The sequence below is a fragment of the Corallococcus sp. bb12-1 genome (assembly GCF_026626765.1).
Classification (GTDB): Bacteria; Myxococcota; Myxococcia; order Myxococcales; family Myxococcaceae; genus Corallococcus; species Corallococcus terminator.
The window spans coordinates 105,634-116,608 of sequence record NZ_JAPNJZ010000022.1 but is presented as its reverse complement, the minus strand read 5'-3'; the positions used below and the strand labels follow the sequence as shown (position 1 = coordinate 116,608).

Annotated in this window: 3 protein-coding genes; all 3 read right to left on the bottom strand. The window is 71.4% G+C overall.

What is annotated here, in order from left to right:
* Window positions 1-50: 50 nt before the first annotated feature.
* Window positions 51-1,130, bottom strand: a complete 1,080-nt coding sequence (locus OV208_RS27575; protein WP_267576902.1) for a hypothetical protein — start codon at window positions 1,128-1,130, stop codon at window positions 51-53.
* Between the two features lie 79 nt (window positions 1,131-1,209).
* Complete coding sequence (locus OV208_RS27570) at window positions 1,210-6,903, bottom strand: SDR family NAD(P)-dependent oxidoreductase (protein ID WP_267576901.1); 5,694 nt, start codon at window positions 6,901-6,903, stop codon at window positions 1,210-1,212.
* Window positions 6,900-10,928 (bottom strand): amino acid adenylation domain-containing protein, encoded by a 4,029-nt coding sequence (locus OV208_RS27565; protein WP_267576900.1) that lies wholly within the window; start codon window positions 10,926-10,928, stop codon window positions 6,900-6,902. The genes OV208_RS27570 and OV208_RS27565 overlap by 4 nt, the downstream gene beginning before the upstream one ends.
* Window positions 10,929-10,975: the final 47 nt, after the last annotated feature.

Sequence of the window (10,975 nt, the reverse complement as noted above, 5' to 3'; positions counted from 1 at the left end):
CTCGTGCTGCGGACATCTGGAAGGAAGGGGAGCGGCGGGGAGGCGCGCGACTAGCCGGTGGCGGCGGGGGAGGTCTCACCGGGCTGGGAGAAGTCCAGCCGCTGGTGCACCACCTGGATGCTGCCCAGGTTGCGCAGCGGCAGCAGGCTCACCTCCAGCACGGTGCGGGACAGGTCCGCGGTGCGCTCCCACTGGCTGGGCGTGAGCACCACGTCGTAGAGCGCGCCTTCGCGGTCCTCCAGGACGCCGGTGCCAATCCAGAACTTGGCGCGCGAGGACTTCGTGCTGCCAATGCCGATGGTGTTGGTGCCCGGCGACACGAAGACGACGATGCGCTGGCCGCCCATGATGAACTCGGCGGTCTTCTCCACCGTGTAGATGCCGACCACCTCGTAGACGGCGCCCCGGAGGATCTTCTCCTCCTTCTGCTCGTGCGTCAGTTGGGTCCAGTCCTCCACGCCCTTCCACTGGATGTTCTGGCGCGCCCAGGTGAGGAACGTGTCCCGCTGCTTCTGCGGGAAGTCGTTGAACCCCATGGCCATCATCTCGTACCGCTCGTCCAGCAGCCCGAAGTACTCCTCACGGCTGTAGAAGGCCGCGTCCCGGACGATGGAGAGCTTCACGTTGGACGGCAGGTGTTCGCTGAACGCGTCCAGCAGCGCCTGGAAGGAGCTCACGTAGCGCTCGATGTCCCCCTCGCTGATGTTGTCGTGGCGCTGGGGAAGGAACGTGTACATGAAGAACTGCATGTGCACGCCGGGCGCGTACCCCGCGGCGATCCCACTGAGGTACTGGAGGATGTGGGAGATGCCGAAGAACTCCGCCCAGTCCACCTCGGGCGAGGACGGCAGCCGCCAGATCTTGTAGCCGCCCATGGGGTGCACGAGCTCGATGGGCTTCTGCTCCTTCAGCGCGGTGTCCACCGTGCGCGTGATGTTCTGCTGCGTGTCCGCGTCCACGGACCACTTGCGGAACTTCTTCGACAAGAGCTGCTTGAGGATGAAGGCCTTGGGGCCTTCGGTGTCCAGCACGGCCTGCTCCTGGGGGGAGAGGGGACGGCGGGCGGACTGTTCGAGCCGCGTGCGCAGGTGCTGCGCGACGTTCTCGGAAAGAGGGCTTTCGACCTTCATGGATGTCACCGCGGGGGGTTCGTGTCGTCGGAATCGGAAGAAGAAAAAAGAAGGGTGTCGAGGCCGGCGGGGCCTTGGGCTACTCGCCCTCGGGACCGCGCCGGGCAATGGCCTTGGCGCGACGGCGCGCACCTCGGCTCGCGCTGTCCTCGCCGGGGGGCGTGGCGTCCGCCTGCGGAGAGGCCGCGTCCTCCAGGCCGCCCGCCGCGCCACCCAGCAGCGTGGCCAGGGCGCCCAGCGTGGGGGCCTCGAAGAGCTGTACCACCGCGATCTCCCGCCCCAGGCGCTTCTTGATGCGGGAGACGATCTGGATGGCCATCACTGAATCGCCGCCCAGGTCGAAGAAGTTGTCGCGCAGGCCCACCCGGTCCACCGCGAGGATCTCCCGCATGATGTCACCCAGCTGCTCCTGCAACTTCGTTTCGGGAGCCTGGAAGGGGACGGGCAGCTCTGGCCGGGGCCGCCGGATGGCCTGGGAGGACGCGTCGGTGCTGGCCTCCGCCTCCACCTGCTCCTCGGCGGCCTTGGAGGGCGACGTGTGGATGAGGCCGCGCGCCAGCAGGGCGTTCAGGTCGCGGGTGGACACCACCACCTGCGGCAGGTCCGCGCTCGCGAGCACGCGCCGCAGCAGGTCCACGCCCTCCTCCGGGGAGATGGCCTCCTGGCGGAGGATCTGCTGGAAGACATTCTCCGCGGGGGCGGAGGCGGGTGAGGCGGCCGGTGCCCTCACGACCGCGGCGGCGGGCGCGGCGTCGCGGCTCGCCAGGTTCTTGTACATGGCGCCCACGTCGTTGACGCGCTTGAGCGCGAAGCGGGTGATCTCCACCAGCTCCCGGCCCGTGTCGTCCATGATCCGCAGATCGAAGGCCGGGGTCTCGCTGCGGTTGGAGCCCTCGCCGTGCGAGCGCGTGTGCACGTGGATGCGGCGCGTGAAGGGGTGCCGGAAGACGAGGCGCTGGTACGAGTACGGCATGTACGGCACCGCGCCCAGGATGAAGTCGCGCCCGGTGCCAATGGACTTGTCCAGCAGCGACGGGTGCAGCTTCATCACGTCCAGGTCGGAGGCGAACTCGGCCGGAAGCTCCAGGGTGGCCAGCACCTGCTGTTCGCCCCAGCGCACCTGCCGCACGCACTGCCACCGGGGGCCGTGGTCCTCGTCGTGCGAGTCGTCGTCGGTGAAGACCTTCACCGTGGGGCAGCCCGCCGTGAGCGCCGCCAGGTCGTGCTGGGGCGCCGGGGTGGAGGCCATCACCCGCGCCCGTCCCATGACGTGACGGATGAGGTCCGCGCCCTCCGCGCTCCGGCTGCTGACGTGGAAGCTGAAGCCCTCCGCGCCCTCGTCGGTCAGCTCCAGTCGCGCCACGCGCTGGTCGCCTACGCGCACCGACAGCGGGGTGAGGAAGTAGACGTCGGAGATCTCCAGGTCCTGGCGCTCCGAGCGCTGCGCGAACGCGGCGCGCACCATCTCCAGGTACGTCGTACCCGCGATGACCGGGTTGCCCAGGATGCGGTGATCGTCGAGCACCCAGTGCGTGTCCACGCGGAGCACCGTCTCGTACACCTCCGTGCCGGGGGCGGAGGGCATCCGCCGCGAAAGCAGGGGGTGTCCCAGCTCCACGGGCGCGCCGCTGACGGCCGGTGCGGGGGCTCGGATCGGCAATGCGGCCTTCGCTCCGGCGGCGTTGGCGAGCATCCCGACGTCGCGCCACGAACACCAGTCCACGGCGACGGTGAAGGTGGAGGACGTGAGGGACTTGTGGTGCGCCCAGGCGTCCAGGAAGGCATTGGCCGCGACGTAGTCCGCCTGTCCGAAGCCGCCCAGCACGGAGGTGCGGGACGCGCAGTGGATGACGAAGTCGAGCGGCTGGCCCTCCAGCAGCGCGTCCAGCACGAGCGTGCCCCGCACCTTGGGGGCGAACACGCGCTGTGCAATCTCATCCGTCTTGAGCTGGAGCGCGCCGCCCGCCGGCACGCCCGCCGCGTGGATGAGGCCGTGCACGGCGCCGAAGCGCGCGCGCACGTCGGCCAGGACCTCGGCCATGCGCGCCCGGTCCGTCACGTCCGCGGCGACGGTCATCACCTCGGAGCCGCCGCGCTCCAGGTCGCGGATGGCGCGGATGATGCTCGCGTGGGGTGACTGCGGTTGCGACTCCAGCAGGGCGCTCCAGGTCGCGCGGTCCGGCAGTGGCTGACGGCCCAGCAGCACCAGCCGGCCGCCCCCCGCCATCCTCGCCACGTCCTGTGCGAGCACCAGGCCGATGCCGCCCAGGCCGCCGGTGATCAGGTACACGCCCCCCGGACGCAGCCGGGGCACGCGGCCCTCCGGTGCCTCCAGGCGCACGGACTCGTGCGTGCGCACCCAGCGGTGTCGCCCACGCCACGCGGTGACGGCGTCCACCGCGTGCGACTCCACCTCCGCGAGCAGGTGCCCGACGAGCCCCGCCTCCCCGGTGCTGCCGGGGGTGGGCAGGGGCACGTCGATGAGCCGGCACCGCACGTTCGGGTACTCCTGTCCGATGACGAGACAGGGCCCCAGCAGGGTGGCCTTCTCAGGACAGATCGTCTCCTCACCCGACACGGAGAAGAGCTGGCTTGCGAGCACCTGCAGCTCAACGGGCGTGGTGGCGTACACGGCGCCCACCGCCTGGGCCAGGTACATCAAGCTGCGGAAGCCCGCCTCCTCCACGCGGGGCAGCACGTCCAGGCGCGAGCCCGAGGATCGCTGCGGATCCACGCTCCACAGGTGCACGATGCGCGCGGGCGAACGGCCCTGATCCTTGAGCTCCTGCAACAACCGCCGGTAGTCACCGGGCGAGCGGGGATCCAGCGTGTAGCGGCCAGCGGCCGGCGCGGAGGCCCCGGAGGCTCCGGAGATGCCCCGCTCCACGCGCAGCACGGTGTGGCCGCGCTGCTCCAGGCGGGAGGCCAGCAGCTCCCCCAGGCCGAAGGCGTCCACGAAGAGCAGAACGCGCTCTGGCTCGCGCGAGGCCGGCACCGGCGGCGCGGTCCGCTTCCACGAGGGGACGAAGAACCAGTCGGCGGGATCCACCCGGCGCGGGGGCAGCGGCTCCTCCGTCACGGTGCGCGCGGGGGTGCGCGGCGTCGGGTCCAGCCACAGCCGCTGCCGCTCGAAGGGGTACTGCGGCAGCGGGACGCGACGTCGCGACGCCCCGGCATGCACGCCCTCCCAGTCCAAAGGCGCGCCGGACACCCACAGACGCGCGAGCGCGGCCAGCATCGCCTTGGGCTCCGAGGCCTCCTTCACGTCCTGCGCGAGCGAGCCCAGCACCGTCTGCCGGGGGGACTTCGCGGGGTGCAGCCGGGCGATGTTGAGCCAGGTCCGCCCCGGGCCGACCTCCAGGAGCAACCGGTCCGGCTCCTGGAACAGCGCTTCGATTCCCGGCGACAGTCGCAGCGTGCGCCGCAACTGCGACGCCCACCACGACGCGTCCGCCACCTCCGTCCCCGTGACCCAGCCGGCGTGGACGCCGGAGAAGAAGGGGACGGTGGGGGGCTGGAAGGAGACGCGTCGCACGGCGGTGCCCAGCTCCGCGCTGATGCCATCCACGTCCGGTGACTGGAGCGCCCGGTCTCCCAGCAGACGCCGGAAGGCGACGCCCCGCTGCCGCAGCCCCGCCTCCAGCGCCTCGATGCCGGCCTTCGGGCCGGACACCGTGCCCACCGAGGGCCGCCCCACCCAGGCCAGGGACAGGCCGTGCAGGGGCAGCAGCGCCGCAAGCTCCTGCTCGGGAAGCATGACCAGCGTCATGGCGCCCTCGGGCAGGCGCTTCACCAACCGACTGCGCAGCGCCACCAGGGTGACGGCGTCCGCGAAGGACACCACTCCCGCGACACACGCGGCGGTGTACTCGCCAATGCCCTCGCCCAGCACCGCGCGCGGCTGGACGCCCCAGGCCTTCCACGTCGCCGCCAGCGCGTACTCCACCGCGAAGAGCGCGGGCTCGGCCACGTGCGTATGGGACAGGGCCTCCGCGGCCGCGGCTTCGGCGCCAGGACGGGGGAAGAGCAGGGGACGCAGGTCCATGCCCAGCGCCGCGTCCAGCGCGGAGAGGCACGTGTCCAGGTGCTCGCGGAAGACGGGCAGCGCTTCGGCCAGCTCGCGCGCCATGCCCGGGTGCTGACTGCCCACGCCGGGAAAGAGGAACGCGACGGAGCGGGCATGGCCCTCCACCTTGCCCGTCCACGTGCGCTCCGGGGGCAGGCGCTCCAGGGTCTCCACCGCGTCCGTCAGCGAGCGGCAGGTGAGGGCGCGCCGCACGTCGAATGGCCTGCGCCCCTGCTGGAGCGTGAAGGCCACGTCCGCCAGGTCCAGCTCCGGGTGCGCTTGCAGGTGCCGCCGCAGCTCCTCCGTCCGGGCCTCCAGCGCGCTCGCGGTGCGCGCCGACAGCACCAGCGTGTGCCAGCCGTCGGACGCACGCGCGGCCTGCACGGGCGGCGCTTCCTCCAGCACCAGGTGCACGTTGGTGCCGCCAATGCCGAACGAGCTCACGCCCGCGCGCCGGGGATGCGTGGCCGTCCGGGCCCAGTCGCTCAGGCGCGCGTTGACATAGAAGGGGCTCTTCTGGAGGTCGATGGCCGGGTTGGGCGACTCGAAGTGCAGGGTGGCCGGAAGCTGCTGGTGCTTCAGGCAGAGCACCGTCTTGATGAGCCCCGCGATGCCCGCCGCCGTGTCCAGGTGGCCGATGTTGCTCTTCACCGACCCGAGCGCGCAGAACTGCCGCCGCTGCGTCTTCGCACCGAAGGCCTGGGTGAGGGCCTCCACCTCTATCGGGTCCCCCAGCACGGTGCCGGTGCCGTGACACTCCACGTACCCCACGGTCTCCGGGGACACGCCCGCCACCGCCAGGGCCATGCTGATGGCGCGGCGCTGGCCTTCGGGGGAGGGCGCCGTGTAGCCGATCTTCGACGCGCCGTCGTTGTTGGCCGCCGAGCCCCGGATGACGGCGTGGATGGTGTCGCCCGCGGCGATGGCGTCCTCCAGACGCTTGAGGACGACGGCGCCGGCGCCGCTGCCGAAGACGGTGCCCTTCGCCTGGGCATCGAAGGGGCGGCAGTGTCCGTCCGGAGAGGCCACGCCCCCTTCCTGGAACAGGTAGCCCATGGTCTGCGGCACGCGCACCGCGACGCCGCCCGCCAGGGCCATGTCCGTCTGGTACGAGAGCAGCGCCTGACACGCCAGGTGCACCGCGGACAGGGCGGTGGAACAGGTGCTCTGCACGGTGAAGGCGGGACCGCGCAGGTTGAGCTTGTAGGCCGTCAGCGTGGCCAGGTGATCGCCCCGGTTGGCGATGGCCGCCTGGAGCAGGCCGTGGGATTCGATGAGCTGCCGGTTGCCGGCCAGGTTCTCCAGCAGGTACGTGTTGATGCTGAGTCCGCCGAAGACGCCGATGTCACCAGAGAACCGCTCCGAGTCGTAGCCCGCGTGCTCCAGGGCGTGCCACGCCACCTCCAGGAACACGCGCTGCTGCGGGTCGGTGATCTGCGCCACGCCGGGGTTCATCCCGAAGAACCCGGCGTCGAACAGCTCCACGCCCTCCAGGGCCGCGTTGGCCCGCACGTAGGCGGGGTCCGCCAGCAGCTCCGGGGACACGCCCGCGTCCAGCAGCTCCGCCTCGGAATAGAAGCGGATGGACTCCACGCCCTCGCGGAGGTTCTTCCAGAACGCGTCCACGTCCGCGGCGCCGGGAAAACGGCCCGCCATGCCGACGACGGCGATGCCCTCCAGCCCTTCCTGTCCACCGGTGCCGCTCATGTGTCACCCCTGCCCTTGCTGCGGTCCTTCTGACGCTTCATGGCTTCCACCCGGCGCCGGGCGGCTTCGTCCACGTCCTCGGTCGTCTCGCGCGCGGGCGTCTGGCCCACCTCCAGGAACGCGACGAGCGAGGCCACCGTGGGATGGCGGAAGAGATCCAGCATGGACAGGGGCGTCTGCAGCACCTTGCCCAGCCGGTTGTGCGCCTGCACGAGCAGCAGCGAGTGCCCACCCAGGTCGAAGAAGGCGTCGTGGATGCCCACCTTCTCCAGCTTCAACACGTCCGCGAACACGGCCGCGATGCGGCGCTCCAGTTCGTTGCGCGGCTCCACGTACGCAGCGCGCGCGCTGGACGCCACCGCCTCCGGCGCGGGCAGGGCCTTGCGGTCCACCTTGCCGGTGAGGGTGAGCGGCAGCGCATCCAGGAACACCACATGGCGCGGCAGCATGAACTCCGGCAGCACCTGCCGCAGGTGCGTGCGCACCGCGTCGTCGGTGAGTGGGGTCGCCACCGTCCTCGCGTCCAGCGCGGCGGAGGCCGGGGCCGCCACCACCGGCCCGCCCTCGCGCCAGGCATAGAGGTTGTGACGGTCCGTGCCTTCCAGGAGCGGATCCTGATCCACCCGCACGCGGAAGCCCTTCGACTCCAGCAGCCCGGTGATGTGCTGGGCCCGGCCCTCGCTCGCGTGGCCCCGGGCGTCGTGCACCTCCATCACCACCTGCTGGATGCCCGGCCAGTGCTCCGCGTCGATGCCCTCCAGCACGTCCAGCTCCGCGCGCTGCACGTCCACCTTCAACAGGTCGACGTGGTGGATGCCCTCCTCGCGCATCACATCGGACAGGCGGCGCAGCCGTGCCGTGTGGCGCTCCTCGGCGAAGCGGCCCTCCAGCAGCTCGTCCGCGTTGGTCAGCAGCGTGTCCGCGGCCGAGTCCCCCGCGGTGCGCTGGTTGCGAAGGAACGTCTTGATGACGCTCACCTCGTCCCCGGCGTTCGCGTACTCGCTCTGTCCGGACATCATCGTGTAGCGGCTGTAGTAGGTGAACGTCGCGGAGTGCTCGTGGTTGGACAGCCCCACCGGGAACACCTTCACCCGGGGGCCGTACAGCTCGCAGTTCGCGGCGGCCGTCTCGTACAGGGGCGCGAGCGGCTCGAAGGCATACACCTGGCACTCCGGCGCGTTCAGGCTGGCGAACAGCGAGAACATGCCGATGTTCGCCCCGACATCCAGGATGACGCCCCGTGCCGGGAGCTGGACGCCGTGGCGGATGTACAGCCGCTCGTGGAACAGCTCGCGGTAGAGGTAGTCCGTCTCGTTCTTGTTCTGGTGGAGGACCGCCATGCCGTTGGGCAGCGCGTACCGGGCGCGCGAGTCCAGCCGGGTGCCATGGCGGCGCTTGGGGACCACATAGGCCACGAGCTGCTGCTCACCCTGCGCATCGGTTCGGGCGACGACGGCGGCGTGCTTCACCGACGCGTGGCTTCCCAGGGCCTGTTCAATCTCCTCCAGCTCGATGCGGAAGCCGCGCACCTTCACCTGGAAGTCGGCGCGGCCCATGAAGACAAGTTGCCCCTGCGCGTTGAAGCGCATCACGTCCCCGCTGCGGTACATCCGCGCGCCGGGGACGCCGCTGAACGGGTCGGGCACGAAGCGCTCCGCGGTCAGGTCCGGCCGGCCGTGGTAGCCCCGCGCCACGCCGTCCCCGCCGATGAACAACTCACCGGGGACGCCCACGGGTACGGGCCGCCCGTCCGCGTCCAGCAGATACACGCGCACGTTGGCCAGCGCTCCACCGATGGTGGGCTCGGGCGCCTGGGCCGTGACGGCCACCGCCGTGGTGTCCACCGTGCACTCGGTGGGGCCGTAGAGGTTGAAGGCACCGCGCCCCTCCAGGGCGAGGCGCTTCCAGAGGTCCGGAGTGATGGCCTCGCCCCCCAGCAGCAGCACCGGCAGCGTGGCCAGGCTCACGCCGTCCTCGTTCTCCAGCAGCAGCCGCAACTGCGTGGGCGTGAGATCCAACACGTCCAGTGGGTGTTCGCGCAGCGAGGCCGCCAGCGCCTTGCCGTCCAGCCGGATGCGGTCGGTGAGCACGTGGAGCGTGTGGCCCTGGCACACCTGGATGAGCTGCTTCACGGAGGCGTCGAAGGCCAGGGACGCGTTGAGGCCCACCGCGAGCCGGGGGCCGCGTCCGCGATAGATGGCCTGTTCGAGCGCCGCGCCCAGGTTGGTGAGCCCCCGGTGGCGCACCATCACGCCCTTGGGCTGGCCGCTGGAGCCGGACGTGTAGAGCACGTAGGCCACGTGCTCCGGATCCAGGGGCAGCGAAGGATCCGCGTCGCTTCGCGAGGTGAGGTCCGCGGCGTCCGCGTCCAGGCGCACCCGGGTGCCGGTGAAGCCCTCCAGGCGCCCCTCCAGCTCCGCGGTGGTGACGGCGACGGACGCGCGCGTGTTCTCCAAGATGAAGACGAGCCGCTTCGCCGGCAGCTCCGGATCGAGCGGCACGTAGGCCGCGCCCGCCTTGAGGATGCCCAGCAGGGCGACGATGGCGTCCACCGACCGGGGCATGCACAGGCCCACGGCGTCCCCCGTCGCGACACCGATGGCGCGCAGGTGCGCGGCAATCTGGTTGGCGCGCCGGTTGGCCTCGCGGAACGTCAACCGCACGCCCTCGCAGACCAGGGCGATGGCGTCCGGCTGGGAGGCCGCCACGGTGGCGAAGTGTTCGTGGACGCAGCCGCCTTCCACGCTCAGCGCGGTGGCGTTCCAGGTGTGCACCACGCGGCGCTCTTCCTCCGCGTCCAGCAGGCGCAGCGTCCCCAGGCGGGCTTCGGGGTGCGCGACCAGCTCGTCCAGCAAGACGCGGTAGGTCTGGAGCAGGCGCCGCATGTCCGCTTCCTCGAAGCGGCCCGCGTCGTACTCCAGGCGCAGCGCGAGGCGATGGCCGTCGTCGGTGACGGCGAGCATCAGGCCCGCCACGTCCTCGTGTGCCTCCAATCGCTCCAGATGGAAGCGCGTGCCCGCGTGCTCCTCGTCGGGCCAGGAGACGAAGCGGAACGCGCACGGGGCCTGCGCGGCGGACGGCACCAGCGAGGGGTAGGCGTCCGCGTCGAAGGCGATGGCGTGCTTGCGGTGGGCCGCGTGCGTCTGGCGCAGCCGCTCCAGCAGATCCACCAGCCGGTAGTCGGTAGGGATCGTCGTCACCACCGGCAGCGAACGGGCGAAGGTGCCCAGCGCGCCTTCAAGCTGTTCGTACGCACGGCCATCCACCCGGAGCGTGGACACCACGGGCCCGCGCCCCGTCAGCCGCCACAGGAGTGCCTGGAACGCGGCGTGCGTGAGCGTGTCCAGCTCCACGCTGAAGCGGCCCGCCAGCGCGCGCAGCGGCCCGGTGTCCGCCACCTCCGCCTCCAGCACCTGGAAGGACGTTGGCGCCCGGGCGCCTTCCTTGCGCTCGTAGGGCAGGGTCGTGGGCGCGGGGAGGGACTCCGCCAGTTGGCGCCAGTACGCGGCGGCCTCGGCCTTGTCCTCGCCCGCGAGGAATTCGCGCTGCCAGTCCGCGTAGTCGATGTACTGGAGCGGTTCGTCCGGACCCTGCTCGCCCGCGTAGGCGCGGCCCAGCGCGGTCGTCAGGTCGCGCAGCGCGAACGGATCCATGCACAGCGCCGGCAGCTCCAGCCAGAGCCGGTGATGCTGGGCGTCCTCCGAGTGCACCGTGCAGCGCAGCGGGCCCTCCTCCGGAGTCTGGGTGACGGGCTCCGGCGGAGGAACACCCCGGTGGAGTCCGACGGACAGCTCCGCCACGGCCTGCAGCGGCGTGCTCATGCCGGCCAGCCGCGACAGGTGCGTGCGGAGGACCTCATAGCGCTGGCCCGTTTCGGCCAGGGCCCGCTCGAGTGCGTCCAAGCGCAGGGGGCCCGTGAGGCGGAGCTCCGCGCGCACCCGCTGCGTGCCGGACGGGCCGCCGGTGGCCCAGAGGCGCCGCTGCTCGGCGGAGAGGGGATAGCCCTCGATCTCGTCGATGCTCATCGTCGTGTTGCTCCTGCGTGCGGAAGGAAGAAGGGGAGGGGAGGACG